Genomic DNA, 16,650 nt, shown 5'->3' with positions numbered 1-16,650 from the left:
ATATTGAATAACAATGCTTGAATTCTAAAAAACTACACCGGAAATTTATCCTTTCAGATATAATTGAAAAAGTATTTTAGAAGAAATGGGGATTAATTTGCATGCGAGTAGCAACTATTCTGGAATTGATGTTATTCTTGATGGCCTTTGCATACATTGTGAGAGTTTTTTGGCCAGTTAGAGCACAACTTTTTAATGGGGATGAAGAAATTATTGTTTCGATACGTAATCGTCATAATTTAAAAATCTGCTTGGCAGTGATAGTGATCGTAAGTTTACTGCTAATTTTTGCTTGAGGCATTTTTAATAAATTTATTGCTCGATAAGGTGATTCAGCCCTTGACAATAAACTCAATCTTTTATAACATTTTACTGTTATCGATTTATTGTTAATGGGCATTCGCCAAATGGTAAGGCAGCGGACTCTGAATCCGCAATTTATTGGTTCGAACCCAATATGCCCAATATATACAACAAGAAACCCTTATTATTTCAAGGGTTTCAACACTTGAAACTGGAAAAGCATCCGAGTTATTGTCCGAGCTTAAAAACTCACATAACTTGAGAACTTTTTGCAGTTTCTTTTTTTGTCAATAAAGATTTGTTTTTATGAAATTTGATGGTTGTAAGAGTCGATATTATTGCCACAACAGGAACAATTCTACAAAAATCAAAGTGGTGAACTTGATTATAAAGCTTGCCGTAGAAAAATAGGTATAAAGAATAGCATGCCCCTGTGATGATGTTTTTAATGAAGTGTTCTAGATGTGCCAAAGTTATTTTCTAAAAGTAGTTCCATATTTGGAAAAGAATTCTTTTCTAAAGTGGAACTATTTTTGTAAAAATGACTAGTACAATACTAATTGTATTTAAAAATAGTTAAACGAAGTCATCCGATATTACACACTAATTTAATCTCATCAATTTTTTTAGAGTTAGATCAGATGATGATCTCAAATTTTAAAATAAATAAAAAAGACCCAAGGCAGAGTTTAGTCCTCCTAGGTCGTAGTTAATGCGGAGTTTATTGAACGGAATCTTCAGAGATAAACTTCGTATTTGGGTTGCTTCCAGTAAAATTATAAAGTGCTTTTGCTTTATCAAGGGTATTAATGTCCCAATCTGCTTCATAGGCAGAGTTTTTGTCATTAATGTTCAATCCAACGTTGGGCCCACCATAAATTAGTGAAGAACGGTGGCCAAAGTGTCCTAGTGTACCTAATGGGTCAACGCAGTTATCTTCGTCATACCATTCTTTTAATAGGAAGTAAGCCACTTCCTTGTCAGACTTAGCACCGTTGTGATTGATAATATAGTTATAGCCGGCGCCAGATAGACATTCTGACATATTTCTAGCAGCGGTACTGTGATCTAAATGATTCCCATCTTGTTGGTCAGCTCTTTGACCAGCATAGGAAATAAGGTCATTGGTAGAGTGAACTGGACTAGTTCCGTTAGCTTGGTGTAAGGCATTTACGTAAGCTACGAAGTATTTATTTATATTACTGATGTTGGGTGTATATTGACCGTTCTTGGCAGGAGCAGTTTCAGCATTATTGATTTCAGCACTATTTGTCGCTGCGGTTTGAACTGTATCTCCAGTTAGTGTGGCATCACTAGCTTTCAGATATTCGCTGGTAGCAACTTGGTACATCTTTGTACCATCAATAGTGATAACCTTCCCAACGGCCCAGTCAGTTTTTGGCGCAAGGGCACGATTGGAAATGAGCTTCCCATCAGCAGTATATAGTCGAGCAATTCCACTGGCATTTGTGGTTGCGACAGACGCAGCTTTGACATCTTCTTGTGTCATGGCAACAGAAGAAGATGCTGCCATTAGGAAAATGGCAGACAACGTCAAAATTTTAGATATTTTCATTTAAAAAGATCCTCCGATATAATTCACACATATATTGTATTTAATCTCATCAATTGTAACTGTATTTATATTAGAACCTTGAAATAGGATAGTCAATAAATTTTCTGAAAAAGTGTTTTCATCTATAGAAATGACTTGTAAATAGTCTGCGTAACGTTAATTGCAAAGGTGTAAGAATATTATTAGGTTAAAATTATTCTAATCAGCCGATAAATAAACTGTTCAAGCCCCTCATCTTAAGTCATAAGGTGAGGGGCATTTTTTGTGGCAAATATTCAATAAAAATTAGAGTAAATTAAAAGCTTTAATTCTTAGGATATAGCCAATTTAGAGCCTAATTGTGTTACATTATTTATGGAGTGAAATAATTATTTTTGTGAGGTGAATTTATGGAGAAAAGCGAAATTTTAGTAACTACAACTGAAAATATTCCTGGACAAGATTATGAGATTATTGGTGAAGTTTTTGGTTTAACCACTCAATCAAAAAATGTTGTTCAAATATTGGTGCTGGATTAAAGAATATCGTCGGCGGTGAGATAAAAGCTTATACCGAACTTTTATCTGAGGCCCGTGATATTGCAATTGAACGTCTGAGAAGTAATGCTGCTGATATGGGAGCCGATGCAGTGGTAATGATGCGTTTTGATTCTGACTCGATCAGCACAGACATGGAAACAGTTGCAGCCTATGGTACTGCAGTCAAATTTAAGTAAGGTGGTTAGAATGGCATTGGAATATAACAAGAGTTCTTTATCAGCTTGTACTAGTATCTTGATCGGGAAAAAAGCAACCGTCGATGGATCAACTATTATAGGTAGAAATGAGGATGCCAAAGCTTCTTGGCCTAAACATTTCGTGGTTCATCAGCATCAAGAATTTACCGAGGATCAACGTTTTATCTCTAAAGCCAATGACTTTCAATTAGATTTGCCTAAAATTCGCTATAAATATTCTGCTACTCCAGAATGGACCTTCAAAGAAGGATTATTTGAAGAGGATGGTTTTAATGAATACGGGGTTGGGATGAGTGCTACAGAAAGTGCTTATTCCAATCAGCGTGTTTTAGGTGTCGATCCTCTAGTTGAAAATGGTATTGGTGAAGAAGCCATGATCACAGTTGTTTTGCCTTATATCAAAAACGCTAGGGAAGGCGTTTTACGCTTAGGTAAGATTATTGAAGATTATGGTACTTGTGAAACGAATGGGGTACTTTTCTCTGATAAAGAAGAAGTTTGGTACTTCGAAAGTGGATCAGGGCACTATTGGGTGGCACAACGTATCCCCGACGATAGTTATGCCGTGGTTGCTAATCAATTGGCGATTCAAGAGATTGATTTCAATGATACTGACAATTTTATGTATCACCAAGGTATCGAGGATTTTGTGAAAGAAAATCATTTGAACAACCGACCTGATAGTTTTAACTTTAGACAAATTTTTGGCACACATGATTTGTCTGATGAGATTTACAGCACGCCTCGTGTTTGGTGGGGTCAACAACAATTTTCTGGGAAAACTTCAGAGAGTCCCGAAAGTAAAGACTTAGCTTTTATCAAAAAAGCTAATCGGTTGTTGAGTGTTGATGATGCGCAAGATTATCTAGCTTCTCATTATCAAAAGACCGAGTTCGATCCTTTGAACAAGTCAGCTAATAACAAACGCTATCGTCCAATAAGTTTGGCTAAGACTCAGGAGTCACATGTTTTACAAATTAGACCAAACATGAAACCTGAGATAGCTTGTGTGCAATGGTTAGCCATGGGCGTAGCTTCACAGAGTATTTACGTTCCATTTTATATGGGGATCAACGATACTCCGGAAGAATACAAACTTGGTGAGTTGCCATACGATAGTAAGTCAGCCTATTGGACTTATAAGTTGGCCGGAGTTCTTTTAGACGGTCATTACCAAGAGCTTGGCAAAGATTTTCAAGCAAAGCAAAAGGAAATCAATATCACGTTACGTAAAAAGTTGCATGATTTTGATCAAATAGCCTTGAGCAAAGATGATGATAAATTACCTAATTATTTAACAGAAGCTTCATTTGAAATGGCAAAAATTTCACTTGATGGCTATAAAGAGCTAATTGCTCAATTAATTACGGACTCGACTGATTTTTCACCTCTAAACTTCAAGACAGATATGAATTTATAGAAATTATAATTTTATACATTGAATATTAACTGAGGGGTTTATAAAAATGAATGATGGTAATTCGCCGACAAAAACAATCACATTGTTTGGCTTAATAATGATGATCTTCACGGCGATCTTTGGATTTGCTAACACTACTGTTGCTTACGAACAGATGGGATTAGCAAGTATTGTTTGGTATGTTTTCGCTGCTTTATTCTTCTTCCTACCCGTAGGATTTATGATGGCAGAGTATGGTTCCGCTTTTAATGAAGCTAAAGGTGGAATTTATTCTTGGATCGATGGAGCTGTGGGTGCAAAATGGGCTTTCATCGGTACATTTATGTGGTTAGCTTCTTGGGAAGTATGGCTGGTGTCAACTTCTTCTAAAGTTTGGATTCCACTTTCAACTATGTTTGCCGGTCATGATACAACGCAAACTTGGGGAATGTTTGGACTTTCAGCTACTCAAGTAATCGGTCTTTTAGCGGTACTTTGGATCATTTTTGTTACATACACTGCTAGTCAAGGTATGGATAAGATATCAAAAGTTTCAAGTTTCGGGGGAATTATGACGATTGTCTTACAAGTTGTCTTCTTCCTATTGAGTTTATCAGTTCTATTTATGTCAGGCTTCCATACAGCTGAACCAATTTCTGGTTTGGATACTTTTATCCATTCAGCTAATCCAGCCTTCGCTTCACCACTAGGGATGGTATCGTTCATCGTTTATGCAATCTTTGCATATGGTGGTATGGAATCAGTTGGTGGTGTGACCGATAGTATGAAGAACCCTAAGAAAGATTTCCCACGTGGTGTCTTGATCTCAGCGGTTGTTATCACATTACTTTATTCACTAACAATTCTCTGTTGGTCAATGAGTGCTAACTGGAATGCGGTTATTGCTAAAGGTAACGTTAACTTGGGTAATATTACTTATGTTATGATGAGTAACCTTGGTTATACCTTTGGAACACATATCGGTTTAGGCAGTGCAGCTGCCATCACTTTGGGTGAATGGTTAGCTCATTTTACTGGTTTTGACATGTTTATTCTTTATATGGGTGCCTTCTTCGTCTTGATTTATTCACCATTGAAATCATTCGTTATGGGTACGCCAAAGGATTTTTGGCCAGAAAAAGTTACTCGTTTGAACAAACACGGTATGCCCGCTTACGCAATGTGGGTTCAGGCTATCGTGGTTATCGTTTTAATTTTGATTGTCGATATGGGTGGTAAAAACGCCAAAGCCTTGTATAATGTTTTGACACTGATGGCTAATGTTTCAACAACTGTACCTTACTTATTCTTAGTTGGTGCTTATCCATTCTTTAACATGAATAAAGATATCGAAAAGCCATACTTATTCTATAAGAATAAAAAAGCTATGTGGACTGTTTCAATCGTTGTCTTCTTAGTCTTAGCTTTCGCAATTATCTTTACCTTGTTACAACCATTAATGGAGGGTGCTTATACTGACGCTCTTTGGACAATTCTTGGACCAGTAGTCTTTGGATTAGTTGGATTCATTCTCTATTACAGATATGAACATAAAGAACATGCTAAAAATGCTGAAAGTATTGATGCATCAGCAACTAAGTAAAAAAATAGATCTTATCAATTTGATAAGGTCTATTTTTTTTTGGAAAAAAGTTGCAGTGTCAGATGGTGTCACTCTGATTTGTTAACCTAAAGGTGTAATTTAAATGTTATTGGAGGAATGGATTTTGAAAAAAGGGATTAGATATATGGGAGTTACAGCAGCTGTGTTGTTAGCTGTTGCACCAGTTATGAATGTCAACGCTGAAAGTAGTACTGAAAATACTGTTAAGGCTGAAGAAGCAAAGAGCACTAATGGTTATAGCGTAACAAATTTAGTCTGTAATCAAGATGGATCCTATTCGGTTAGCGGAACATTTCCAGCTAAAAAAGATGGTAAACAAATTGAAATTAAGTTCGAGAACGTTAAGTTCAATCCTATTATGTTTGATAATAAGAAAGATTATGAAGAAGTTAAATTACAATTGCCTGCTATTGAGGGGTACACCATTGGTGATGGAAAATCAGTTGATTATTCGATTGAACTGATGGGATTGAAATATGATGCTCAAGGAAAAGTTATCGGATTTGTTACTTTGAGCAATGAACCTGTTTATAACAAGACCGGTGAGGCTTCTGAGACGGATGATGGTAATTATGTCGCAACTCAAATCATTGATAGAATTCCAAACGATGGTGGCTATGATCCTAAGCATTATGTTTATATCGATGGTGGCATAACTGAGAATGAAGATGGTTCATATACTTTCAATGGCAGTATTCCAGCAACAAAGGATGGTAAGAAAATTGAAATCCCAGTTAAAGGTGCTAATCATCTAAGTAACATAGACAGTTATACATTCACTCTACCAACATATGAAGGTTATACATTGAAGTATCCAGAGGCTACAATTGCATTGCGCTATTATAATTATAATGGAGTGACCCTAGTTAGTGCGCCAATAGTTTATACAAAAATAAATACACCAACAACAAATCACAATCATCATACGAATGCTGGAAGCAATACTTCCTCAACCAATAAAACACCAACTACTGATGTTACGGAGAATAACGATAATAAACCAACCAATATTTCAAACGTGACAAAGGTTTACTCACCATCTGTTCAGGCTTTACTGTACAATTCAGAGGGTAAAGTTATTTCAAATCGTGCTCTTGCTAAAGGCACTGTTTGGGCAGTTAATCAAACGATGACGCTTAACGGCGAAACTTATTATCGAGTAGCCACAGATGAGTGGGTCAAAAAAGATGATGGTTTGGAGGTTATTCCTAATAAAGGAACAGTAACAACAAGTTCGGAAGCCATTTTATATAATTCAAAGGGTATTAAAATAACTAACCGTGCCTTAGCCAAGAATACTGTTTGGTTTACGGACAGATCAGCTACAATCAATGGTCAAAAGATGTATCGTGTTGCTACTGATGAATGGGTAGCGGCTAGTGATATTCAATAAATAAAAAAATCGTAGACATTTATCGCAAAAAATAAAGGATGTTTGCTGTAATTAATTTCCACTTTGGAATAATTACAACGGGAATTATTTCTATTATCTTTAATTAAATTCAACAGGATGTTTGTCACTAATGGTATACATAACTATATTGAATCAAATCCAGATACGAAATTTTTGTCAAAAGATGTTGTGCCAGAATAAAGTTAATTTTGATAAATCATTATAATGACATAACGTGACATGCCAATTTGATACCTTGTAAATGTAGACAGATACATATATTCTAGGGGGAGTTATTTTATGAAGTTTAAAAAAACAGTTATCCTTGTAGCAACATTTTTAATTGGTGCGACAGGTGCAATAATGGGTTCACAACGACAAGCAGATGCGAAGACAGTTACCAGAACAAATAATGATGCAAGTTATTATCGTTTGTATACTGTTGATGGTAAGGAGATTTCCAACCGTGGTTTAGCTCCAAAAACTGATTGGGCAGTTGGTAGAATTTTCACTCATAACAATGAAACTTATTATCAAGTGGCTACCAATGAATACTTGAAGGCAAATGAGTCGGAGAAATTGTTTGACAATGCGAATGAATCATTGAATTACACACCTAATATTCAGCGAATCAATGAGTATTTTATGAAATATATTAATGCGCTACATGTTGCAAATAACGTTCCAACAATTTATTCAACGCCAGAGTTGTTTGAGTACGCAAACTTGAGAGCTTATCAGCAGGTGGGTGACACTATGAACCACGATACTGATTCACCTTTAGCATCTGAAGAAAATCTGTGCGGATTTGGTTATAGTTATATTCTTAAATACGGCCAATACGAAGGCATGACATCGGACAGGGATGTCGCTTATTATCTCTTAAAAGACTGGTACGACGATAATAATAATGTATCGGCAAATCTAGGTGAAGTTGGTCATTTCGGCCATCGTGCTGAATTGATTTATAGTGGCTCACCAGCTTCGTTGGGCATGTCAGATAATTCAACAGCCTTTGAGGCAAAATGGAATCAAGAAGTTGGCCAAGGATTCCGGGATATTTACAATTATACAGGATCAAATCCTGATACTAATTTTGTGTCAAAAGATGCCGTTGCTGAATAGGTCATCATCTGACTAATGAAATTTCCATCAATTACTAAAAAAGAGACTGGTTTGATTAATTTCAAACCGGTCTCTTTGGTTATTATTTTAGTTAAATTCAACGGGATGCTTGTCAGTTAAAGCCTTAGTACGTGCATCCAATTCTTGAAGCTTTTCAGCATCATCATGATACTTGATAGCATCAACAATAATACGTGCTACTTCTTTACAATCCTCTTCATCAAATCCTCTTGAGGTAATGGCAGGAGAACCAAGACGTAAACCAGATGTCAATTTTGGAGGCAATGGATCGTTTGGAATTGCTTCCTTGTTAGTTGTGATATGAATTGTATCGAGAAGATTTTGAACTTCCATACCGTTCAAGTCACAGTCTGTCAAAACAACGTTGAGCAAGTGGTTATCAGTTCCGCCAGTTAGGACGGAAAGGTTGTCAGCGTCGTTGATGACCTTAGCCATGGCAGCAGCGTTTTTGATAACTTGTTCCATATAAGTTTTGAATTCTGGTTGAAGGTCTTCACCAAAGGCAACAGCTTTACCAGCAATTACGTGTTCCAAAGGACCACCCTGAGTACCAGGGAAAACGGCCGAATTCAATTTTTTGCCGAGTTCAGCATTGGCTAAAATCATACCACCACGAGGTCCACGTAAAGTTTTATGAGTAGTTGTAGTAACAATATCAGCTACACCAACTGGAGTAGGGTGTAATCCCACGGCAACTAAACCAGCGATGTGAGCCATATCGACCATCAAGTAGGCACCGACGGAGTCAGCTATTTCTCTGAATTTCTTGAAGTCAATGATTCGGCTGTAAGCTGAAGCACCAGCAACGATAAGTTTTGGTTGGACTTCTTGTGCAATCTTTTGAACATCATCGTAATCGATCAAACCTTGGGCATTAACACCGTATGAATGGAATTGATACATTTTACCAGAGAAGTTGACTCTGGAACCATGTGTTAGGTGACCACCCGCATTAAGATCCATACCAAGAACGGAATCGCCAGGTTTTAGAACAGCTTGATAAGCAGCCGCATTAGCTTGTGAGCCTGAGTGTGGTTGAACGTTAACATATTCAGCGTTGAAAAGTTTCTTAGCACGATCAATGGCAATTTGCTCAATTTGATCGATGTATTCACAGCCACCATAGTAACGGTGCCCTGGATAACCTTCAGCGTATTTGTTAGTCAAAACAGAACCTTGGGCTTTTCTAACATTGTCAGAAACGATGTTTTCAGAAGCAATCAATTCAATATTTCTATTTTGTCGATTTTCTTCTTTCTTAATAAGATCGAATATTTCTTTATCACCTGTACTGTATTGCACTACGACCATCTCCCTAATAATTGTTATTAACTACACTAGTACCATCGCTATAATTAATCTGTACACCTTTTTCAATGTTAAAAATATAGACATTGAAGGAAACTTGCTGATCAGCTTGACCATTACTATTTAACGATTCTGCCATCATCTGAACACCTCTAGCTAAAAGCTCATTACCACGATAAATTGGCTTGACCCGATATCTAATGTAATTATTAGGATTCTGTTTAAGATAATAAGCAATGTCATTTTCGTGTTTGAGCATTTCGGGAGAGTTCAGTGAGCGAGTTCCAGTCATCAAATTTTTGGGGTTGTTATTCTGCCCGCTTAATTGATAACCAATCAAATGTGAACGATTATATAGCCAGCCATCCTTGAGTTTCTTGTTGTGCCAACCAGTAGGATTGACATAAAGAGGTTCCCGTTTTGCTGTAGGCATCAAGCTTTTACTCAATAAGGCATCAGCTTGAATTGCTCGGTTGAGATTATCCAAATCAGCGAAACGTTGCCAAGGACCGTTTGAAACATTTAGTTCGGATTTTGTGAAAGTAGGCGTATTGTTGTTGACGACAATTTCTTGTTTGCCATTATAATTCAACTTCGACAAATCAGTGTTGGTTGAATTAGGCTCCGTGGTTGATTGTCGTGGATTGTCACCCGCAGGTACTTGGTTCTGATACGATTCGTAAATACCAGATCCACCAACAACAACCAGTAAAATACCTAAGGAAACTAAACGGCGATGAACTCGTCGTTTTGGTTTAACCATAAAAGTTGTAAACAAAACGATTGCCCCTAAAACAACCATTAACAACATATACATAAAATATCCCCTCACTATGAAGATTTGTTATCTTCATGTTTGATTTTAGCATAGATTTTCAGAAATCAAGAACTATATTTCCAAAATTGCTAATTTTTATTCGTATAATATATAATTGGTAAAAACATATAAGATTTGTAATATTTCTCTGAAAAACAGGCACTATTTTTAGTTGATTTCTGGATTACGTTTCCTCAAAAGTTTCCACTGACTAGTGGGCAAGATTGTTGATGGTGGGAAAATTAATTCTTATACTTTGTTATAAAAAGGAGATGATTGATATGATGGGTTTTGCGAGTTGTGGTGGACCCATGGGTCTAGGATTCATGGGTGGAGGTTTTTGGTACGTGATTGGTATTATTGCCTTTTTGGTCTTGATCGTCGTATCTTTAACCAAGAATAATCACCGCCAAAAAGTTACTACTAACAGTGCTCTGGATATTTTGGATCAAGAATATGCCAAGGGTAATGTCTCTGATGATGATTATTTGAAACGAAAAGAGAATTTAAAGAAGTAATTTGAATTGATAAGTGGATAAACTCTTAATTCAAAAGGCCACAGGGACTTTTAGCAAGTTCTTGTGGCCTTTTTGTTGTCTCTAGTCAATAATCAGTGGATTTGATCCAAGATGACTGGACATGATAATTGATATTATTCAAAAGTCTTTTTTAAAGCGGCAATTCTTTTATCCAATGGTGGATGTGTGTCGAACAATCCTGAAAAATGTTTTTTCTTAGTCGGATCATCGATGTAGAGTGCCGCACTGGCATCGTCAACTCGTTTCATTGGCTTAGTGCTGGTCTCTAATTTGCCTAAAGCGTTGATCAATCCCTGTGGATTTCTCGTCAATTCAGCGCCGGAAACATCTGCCAGGTATTCACGGTTTCTAGAAATTGCCATTTGAACTAAACTAGCAATCAATGGTCCGAGAATTGCAAACAGCAATCCCACGATCCATAAGACTGCTTGAATCGCTCCAGAATTTCTATCATCTCGATCATTTCGAGAGGGAATCCACCAACGGTATGCATTTCCGATAATGGAGCAGATGAGAATGATTGCCGATGACAAAGCCACGGAAATCGTGGAGACACGAATGTCATAGTTTCTGACGTGTGAAATTTCGTGAGCTAAGACACCTTCAAGTTCCTCACGGTTCATCATTTTATAAAGTCCTCTAGTGACGGCAACTGCCGAATGCTGAGGATCACGTCCGGTCGCAAAAGCATTGGGACTGTCGTCTTCGATGATGTAGATTTCAGGCAACGGAATATCAGCGACCATCGACAGATCTTCTACGATGTGCCACAGGTCGGGGGCATCCTTTTCCGAGTTTAATTTTTTAGCTCGATTCATTTGCATGACAATGCTTGTCGATTGAAAATAAGTGATCAAAGTGTAGACGATAGCAATGATCAAGGCAATAACGATACCAGCGTACAAATTGTCAAAAAAATACAAACCAAAAAAACTACCGATTGCTGCTAGAATCAAAAAGAAAATGAAGAATATCAAGTAAGTTTTACGTTTATTGCGATCGATTTGCTCATAGATCATAGGCTACCTCGATTAAAACTTAACTTTAGGTGCTTCTTTTTCAACATCAGGAATCTGCAAGAAGTCCATTTCTTTGAAACCGTGAATTCCTGCAACGATATTGCGAGGGAAAGTTTGAATTGCCGTATCGTATGCTTGTACTTGACTGTTATATGCTTGACGAGCATAAGAAACTTTATTTTCAGTGTTGGAGAGTTCTTCCATTAATTGTGAAAATTCTTGATTAGCTTTTAGATCAGGATAATTTTCAGCTAAAGCAAAGACTTGACGTAAGGCTCCCGTCAGTTGATTATCAGCGTCAACTTTGTCTTGAAGAGAACTTGCATTAGTAACATTATTTCTCAATTCAACAACTTGTTCCAAAGTTTCTTTTTCATGCTTAGCATAACCCTTGACCGTTTCAACTAAGTTAGGAATCAAATCCGTCCGACGTTTTAGTTGTACGTCAATTTGAGAACTAAATTCACGAGCCCGATTACGATACTTAACTAAACTGTTATACATACCAGCATAGATGAAGATTACTAATAGTATAACGATAATAATTATAATGGTTTTCATGTAAATCTCCTTCTTCTCTTAATATGCCTATTTTACCATATCGAAAGTTAGCAAGTATAAAGCTAAGCAACTTTGATTAAGTTGGTTTAATTAGTATAGATTTTTTGAAAAATAATTTATAATTAAATAATAGAGAGGTTCTGGGAAACAGGTTTCATAGGTGGAGTATGATATGAAAAAATTATTTTTGTCCGTTTTAATGGCTTTTTTAGTGAGCTCGGCTTCAATGCCAGTCACTGTTTTAGCTGATGATTCGGTTGATTCAACTGCTGGTAGCCAATTGGGATCAGATATTGACAATTTGATTGCCCAAAAAGGCTACTCTGGTACATTATTAGTTATTCAAGACGGCAAACCAGTTTATCTGACCAGTCGTGGCCATGCAGATTTTTCCGCGGGAACTTACAATAATAAGGATACGGCTTATGAAATAGATTCGGTACAAAAGGTTATGACTGCAGCAATGATCATGAAATTAGTACAGGAAAACAAACTAAGTCTCAGTGATAAGTTGAGTAAGTTTTATCCTGAAGTACCAAATAGTCAAAATATTTCGATTCGACAGATGCTAGATATGACTTCTGGCTTGACGATGGGTGATGCTGGTCCGAACCAAGTTTTATCAGACCCTGATATAATTAAAGCTGATATTAGTAAGATTCACTTTTTGAGACTTTATTACAATAAGTGGAATTATCAACCGATCAACTTCAACTTATTGAGTGGAATTTTGGAACAAGTGACGGGTAAATCGTATGAGAAGTTGTTTGAAGAAACCTACGTTAAAAAACTAAAATTGAAGCATACGATCTTTGCTTATAACCAACGTTCCGGTCTCTTAAAGGCTACGGGTTACAACAATATAGATCCATTGTCTAGCAAGTTGGATTATAAAAATGCTTTCGACTATAAGAAGTATTTTGAATATGATGAATTAGGTACTGGTCAGGTTTATATGAGTGCTTATGATCTCTATAAGACAGAGAAGTATATTGCAACCGGCAGTATGTTGACTGAGAAGTCGAGAGAGACTTTGTTTACGCCCGGTAGCAGCAGTACTTATGGCGGTGGGATGTATCATCTCAAAAATGATAATTTTGCTAATGGCTGGGGTTATGGTTATCAAGCCGTTGTCCATCTTTCTGATGATGGCAATAATGCTGTCATAGCGTTACAAAACTATTCACGAACAGCCGCAGATGCTAAACCTATGGTTTCACAAATTTATAAAATGGTTCAAACAGAGAAATATTAACTGGTATTTTAGGTGAAAAGTCTGTATGATTGTATGTGCAGGTAGCCTACCTGTGAATTAAAAATGACTGCTTTGTACATTCCAAAGATTTACTGCAAAGTAGCCTAGAGTCCCACATCACGGATTGATGTGGGACTTTTTTTGTCGTTTTTTTTAATTTAAAAGTTTTGTTATTTGAACCTGGGCCTTAACGCTTTGAGATCATTTGAATCATTGCTCTAATACAAAAGAGTGGATAGTCCAGTTGTATAAGCATTAATAAAAAGAGATTGATGTTTCGTTTTATCTTAAATACTACATTTTTAAATAATTGTCTCAAAATATGATAAATATTAAATCTAAAATTCACAAAAAAGTCACAGATTCTCTATTGAATTTTAACTAAATAAGAACTATATTCTACCTGTAAGCAGTTACATAACGGATACTATTTAAACAAGAGGTGGTTCTTATGTATAGAAGTAATGGTAATTATGAGGCTTTCGCAAAACCTTTGAAACCAGCTGGGGTCGATGATAAATCGGCTTACATCATAGGTTCAGGTTTGGCAGGTTTGGCAGCTGCGACATTTTTGATTCGTGACGGTCAAATGAAAGGCGATAAAATCCATGTTCTGGAAGAATTAGCTTTACCAGGCGGTAGTATGGATGGTATTTGGAATGAACAGAAAGGTTATATCATTCGTGGTGGACGTGAAATGGAACCCCATTTTGAGACACTTTGGGATTTATTTAGATCAATTCCATCACTTGAAAATCCTGATGTTTCCGTTTTGGATGAATTCTACTGGTTGAATAAGAAAGACCCAAGTTATTCACATGGCCGTGTTATTCAGGAACAAGGTAAGGAGTTACCAACAGAAGGGCAATTGACTTTGACACCAACTGCAATTAAAGAATTGATCGATTTAGTCATGACTCCTGAAAAAGATTTGGATGGTAAGAAGATCAATGAGGTATTCTCAGAGGACTTCTTGAATTCAAACTTCTGGCTCTATTGGTCAACGATGTTTGCTTTCGAACCTTGGGCTAGTGCCATGGAAATGAGACGTTATTTGATGCGCTTCGTTCACCATATCGACTCACTTTCCAACTTGTCATCACTAAGATTTACTAAATATAATCAATATGAATCTTTGATCCAACCAATGATCAAATTCTTGGAAGGTAAAGGAGTTCAATTTACTTACAATACACATGTAGATAACATTAAAGTTGATACGACAAATGGATCTAAAGTTGCTACAGAAATTGATATGACAACTGATGGTAAAGATAGCACGGTCAAATTGACTGAAAATGACTTAGTCTTTGTAACCAATGGTTCCATTACTGAAAGTACAACTTATGGTGATAAAACTCATCCAGCACCAACAGAGCATGAACTCGGCAGCAGTTGGTCATTGTGGGAAAATTTGGCTAAACAAGATAAAGCCTTTGGTAATCCTGATGCTTTTTGCAAGAATATTCCTGAAGCTAACTGGACAATTTCCGGAACGATCACTTTAACAGACGATGAAGTAACACCATATATCGAAAAAATCAGTCAAAAAGATCCTCACAGCGGTTCCATTGTAACTAGTGGACCCGTAAGTATTAAGGATTCTAATTGGCTTTATGGTTATTCAATTAGTCGTCAGAAGCATTTTAAGCAACAAAAGGATAACGAGTTGATTGTTTGGGTTTATGGTTTGTTCTCAGATAAACCAGGTAATTATGTTCACAAGAAGATTACTGAATGTACTGGTGATGAACTTTGTGAAGAGTGGCTTTATCATATCGGTGTGCCAGTAGATAAGATCAAAGATATTGCTGAAAATCATGCTAATACGATTCCAGCTCATATGCCTTACATCACTTCCTACTTCATGCCTAGAAAAGTCGGCGACCGTCCATTGGTAGTACCTGAAGGCTCAAAGAATTTAGCCTTTATTGGTAACTTCGCTGAAACAGAACGTGACACCGTCTTTACAACTGAATATTCAGTTAGAACAGCAATGGAAGCTGTATACACTTTGCTCGATGTCGACCGTGGAGTGCCAGAGGTATTTGCTTCAGCCTTTGATGCCCGGACTTTGATGAGAGCAATCTACTACTTGGATGGCAAGCAGAAATTGACTGATATCAAGTTGCCATTTAAGGAAAGAATGGTTGAAAAGAAAGCTATGGAGAAGATCCATGGTACTTATATTGAAGAATTACTGAAGGATGCACACCTTCTCTAAATAATATGTGCCTGAAGAAAGCTGTATTAAAAAGATCGGTTTTCAATTATTAAACGAAGAGCCCCTCTGATTCTATCTGCGGAATCAGAGGGGCCCTTTTTAATCGAAATAAGTTGTCCATTGTTTTTGGTGGTGACACTCAAAAGCACGGTGAAAATCATCTGGCATATTTCGGGCTAAAGATAAGTCCAATTTTAATGCCTGGTCTAGTGTGAAGTATCGGACATCAGATGTTTCGACGCCACTGTGAATATCAGCTTCTTTAGGAGCACACTCAAAGAAGAGTTTGTAAATATAATTGAGATTTTTCTTTGGATAATGATTTTTTTGCATATCTTTAATGGAGATTAATTTGAGTGGTTCGACTTTGATACCGGCTTCCTCAAAAGTTTCCTTAACAGCGATTTCTGAAGCCGAGTAGCCAATATCGCCCCAACCACCGGGAATCGACCACTGGCCACTGCTTTTTTCTCTAACCAGCAGGATTTTGTCGTCTTTGAAAGTACAAGCTCGAATATCGACTTTAGGAGTTACATAGCCAGTGTCAGCATCAAAATATATGTCCAAAGCTTTGGGCGTGGAATTTTTAACTAGTCTAGCCGTCAGTTTTTTAGCCACTGTTTCTAGTTGCTGATATCTTTCCAAGTCAAAGACGTCTTTTCCATAGTGTTTGCCACTTTGAGCAATCGCCTGCAATTGCTCTAACAATAATTCTGTTTCATCCATCGTTACCACCCCTTATTGGGATTA

The 16,650-nt window shown here is 36.9% G+C and carries 14 protein-coding genes, 1 tRNA gene and 1 pseudogene; 10 read left to right on the top strand and 6 right to left on the bottom strand.

Annotated features, from left to right (window positions below):
- The first annotated feature begins 101 nt into the window (after positions 1–101).
- Positions 102–296 carry a hypothetical protein gene (locus ACG72T_RS05025; RefSeq protein WP_395265030.1) on the top strand — a complete coding sequence of 65 codons (195 nt, stop codon included), beginning with the start codon at positions 102–104 and terminating at the stop codon, positions 294–296.
- Between the two features lie 97 nt (positions 297–393).
- Positions 394–465, top strand: a tRNA-Gln gene (locus ACG72T_RS05020).
- Positions 466–1,024: 559 nt separating this feature from the next.
- Here the strand turns inward: ACG72T_RS05020 and ACG72T_RS05015 are convergent.
- Positions 1,025–1,879 (bottom strand): SLAP domain-containing protein, encoded by an 855-nt coding sequence (locus ACG72T_RS05015; protein ID WP_395265029.1) that lies wholly within the window; start codon positions 1,877–1,879, stop codon positions 1,025–1,027.
- Positions 1,880–2,268: 389 nt separating this feature from the next.
- Here ACG72T_RS05015 and ACG72T_RS05010 point away from each other — a divergent pair.
- The 5 genes and pseudogenes from ACG72T_RS05010 (at position 2,269) to ACG72T_RS04990 (ending at position 8,156) form a co-directional block, all read left to right on the top strand.
- A pseudogene (locus ACG72T_RS05010) lies at positions 2,269–2,594 on the top strand (heavy metal-binding domain-containing protein).
- Positions 2,595–2,604: 10 nt separating this feature from the next.
- Positions 2,605–4,035, top strand: a complete 1,431-nt coding sequence (locus ACG72T_RS05005; RefSeq protein WP_395265027.1) for a C69 family dipeptidase — start codon at positions 2,605–2,607, stop codon at positions 4,033–4,035.
- A 46-nt stretch (positions 4,036–4,081) separates the two neighbouring features.
- Positions 4,082–5,617: a glutamate/gamma-aminobutyrate family transporter YjeM gene (yjeM, locus tag ACG72T_RS05000; RefSeq protein ID WP_395265026.1), complete on the top strand. Its 1,536-nt coding sequence runs from the start codon at positions 4,082–4,084 to the stop codon at positions 5,615–5,617.
- 124 nt (positions 5,618–5,741) lie between these two features.
- The gene (locus tag ACG72T_RS04995) at positions 5,742–7,031 is read left to right on the top strand and encodes an SLAP domain-containing protein (RefSeq protein WP_395265025.1); all 1,290 of its coding nucleotides are present in this window, start codon (positions 5,742–5,744) and stop codon (positions 7,029–7,031) included.
- Positions 7,032–7,331: 300 nt separating this feature from the next.
- Entirely contained in the window at positions 7,332–8,156 is an 825-nt protein-coding gene (locus ACG72T_RS04990) for a hypothetical protein (RefSeq protein WP_395265023.1), read from the top strand.
- A gap of 87 nt (positions 8,157–8,243) precedes the next feature.
- On the opposite strand, the gene glyA is transcribed toward ACG72T_RS04990, so the two are convergent.
- Together glyA and ACG72T_RS04980 are read right to left on the bottom strand one after the other, a co-directional pair.
- A complete protein-coding gene (gene glyA / locus ACG72T_RS04985; protein WP_395265022.1) occupies positions 8,244–9,488 on the bottom strand; it encodes a serine hydroxymethyltransferase in 1,245 nt (414 codons plus the stop codon).
- Positions 9,489–9,492: 4 nt separating this feature from the next.
- Entirely contained in the window at positions 9,493–10,302 is an 810-nt protein-coding gene (locus tag ACG72T_RS04980; protein ID WP_395265021.1) for a DNA/RNA non-specific endonuclease, read from the bottom strand.
- A gap of 281 nt (positions 10,303–10,583) precedes the next feature.
- On the opposite strand from ACG72T_RS04980, the gene ACG72T_RS04975 reads away from it, so the two are divergent.
- Positions 10,584–10,820: an SHOCT domain-containing protein gene (locus ACG72T_RS04975; RefSeq protein WP_395265020.1), complete on the top strand. Its 237-nt coding sequence runs from the start codon at positions 10,584–10,586 to the stop codon at positions 10,818–10,820.
- Between the two features lie 134 nt (positions 10,821–10,954).
- On the opposite strand, the gene htpX is transcribed toward ACG72T_RS04975, so the two are convergent.
- Both htpX and ACG72T_RS04965 read right to left on the bottom strand, forming a co-directional pair.
- The gene (gene htpX / locus ACG72T_RS04970) at positions 10,955–11,860 is read right to left on the bottom strand and encodes a zinc metalloprotease HtpX (RefSeq protein WP_395265019.1); all 906 of its coding nucleotides are present in this window, start codon (positions 11,858–11,860) and stop codon (positions 10,955–10,957) included.
- A gap of 12 nt (positions 11,861–11,872) precedes the next feature.
- Positions 11,873–12,421 carry a LemA family protein gene (locus ACG72T_RS04965; protein ID WP_395265018.1) on the bottom strand — a complete coding sequence of 183 codons (549 nt, stop codon included), beginning with the start codon at positions 12,419–12,421 and terminating at the stop codon, positions 11,873–11,875.
- 172 nt (positions 12,422–12,593) lie between these two features.
- Between ACG72T_RS04965 and ACG72T_RS04960 the strand changes: the two genes are divergently transcribed.
- The gene (locus ACG72T_RS04960) at positions 12,594–13,676 is read left to right on the top strand and encodes a serine hydrolase domain-containing protein (protein WP_395265017.1); all 1,083 of its coding nucleotides are present in this window, start codon (positions 12,594–12,596) and stop codon (positions 13,674–13,676) included.
- A 451-nt stretch (positions 13,677–14,127) separates the two neighbouring features.
- Positions 14,128–15,900: an oleate hydratase gene (locus ACG72T_RS04955; RefSeq protein ID WP_395265015.1), complete on the top strand. Its 1,773-nt coding sequence runs from the start codon at positions 14,128–14,130 to the stop codon at positions 15,898–15,900.
- A gap of 99 nt (positions 15,901–15,999) precedes the next feature.
- On the opposite strand, the gene ACG72T_RS04950 is transcribed toward ACG72T_RS04955, so the two are convergent.
- A complete protein-coding gene (locus ACG72T_RS04950) occupies positions 16,000–16,626 on the bottom strand; it encodes an NUDIX hydrolase N-terminal domain-containing protein (RefSeq protein WP_395265014.1) in 627 nt (208 codons plus the stop codon).
- Positions 16,627–16,650: the final 24 nt, after the last annotated feature.

Origin of the sequence: Companilactobacillus sp. FL22-1 (genome assembly GCF_043951805.1) — a bacterium.
In the GTDB taxonomy this organism is placed as follows: domain Bacteria; phylum Bacillota; class Bacilli; order Lactobacillales; family Lactobacillaceae; genus Companilactobacillus.
Note: the sequence above shows the minus strand (reverse complement) of the source record. Positions and strands in the feature narration are given on the sequence as shown.

What these genes read in the sequence shown, in the direction of transcription:
- ACG72T_RS05015 (WP_395265029.1), bottom strand. Translation starts at nt 1,879, where the DNA reads ATGAAAATATCTAAAATTTTGACGTTGTCTGCCATTTTCCTAATGGCA.
- ACG72T_RS04980 (WP_395265021.1), bottom strand. Translation starts at nt 10,302, where the DNA reads ATGTATATGTTGTTAATGGTTGTTTTAGGGGCAATCGTTTTGTTTACA.
- ACG72T_RS05025 (WP_395265030.1), top strand. Translation starts at nt 102, where the DNA reads ATGCGAGTAGCAACTATTCTGGAATTGATGTTATTCTTGATGGCCTTT.
- ACG72T_RS04975 (WP_395265020.1), top strand. Translation starts at nt 10,584, where the DNA reads ATGATGGGTTTTGCGAGTTGTGGTGGACCCATGGGTCTAGGATTCATG.
- ACG72T_RS04960 (WP_395265017.1), top strand. Translation starts at nt 12,594, where the DNA reads ATGAAAAAATTATTTTTGTCCGTTTTAATGGCTTTTTTAGTGAGCTCG.
- yjeM (WP_395265026.1), top strand. Translation starts at nt 4,082, where the DNA reads ATGAATGATGGTAATTCGCCGACAAAAACAATCACATTGTTTGGCTTA.
- ACG72T_RS05005 (WP_395265027.1), top strand. Translation starts at nt 2,605, where the DNA reads ATGGCATTGGAATATAACAAGAGTTCTTTATCAGCTTGTACTAGTATC.
- ACG72T_RS04965 (WP_395265018.1), bottom strand. Translation starts at nt 12,421, where the DNA reads ATGAAAACCATTATAATTATTATCGTTATACTATTAGTAATCTTCATC.
- htpX (WP_395265019.1), bottom strand. Translation starts at nt 11,860, where the DNA reads ATGATCTATGAGCAAATCGATCGCAATAAACGTAAAACTTACTTGATA.
- ACG72T_RS04950 (WP_395265014.1), bottom strand. Translation starts at nt 16,626, where the DNA reads ATGGATGAAACAGAATTATTGTTAGAGCAATTGCAGGCGATTGCTCAA.
- ACG72T_RS04990 (WP_395265023.1), top strand. Translation starts at nt 7,332, where the DNA reads ATGAAGTTTAAAAAAACAGTTATCCTTGTAGCAACATTTTTAATTGGT.
- ACG72T_RS04955 (WP_395265015.1), top strand. Translation starts at nt 14,128, where the DNA reads ATGTATAGAAGTAATGGTAATTATGAGGCTTTCGCAAAACCTTTGAAA.
- glyA (WP_395265022.1), bottom strand. Translation starts at nt 9,488, where the DNA reads ATGGTCGTAGTGCAATACAGTACAGGTGATAAAGAAATATTCGATCTT.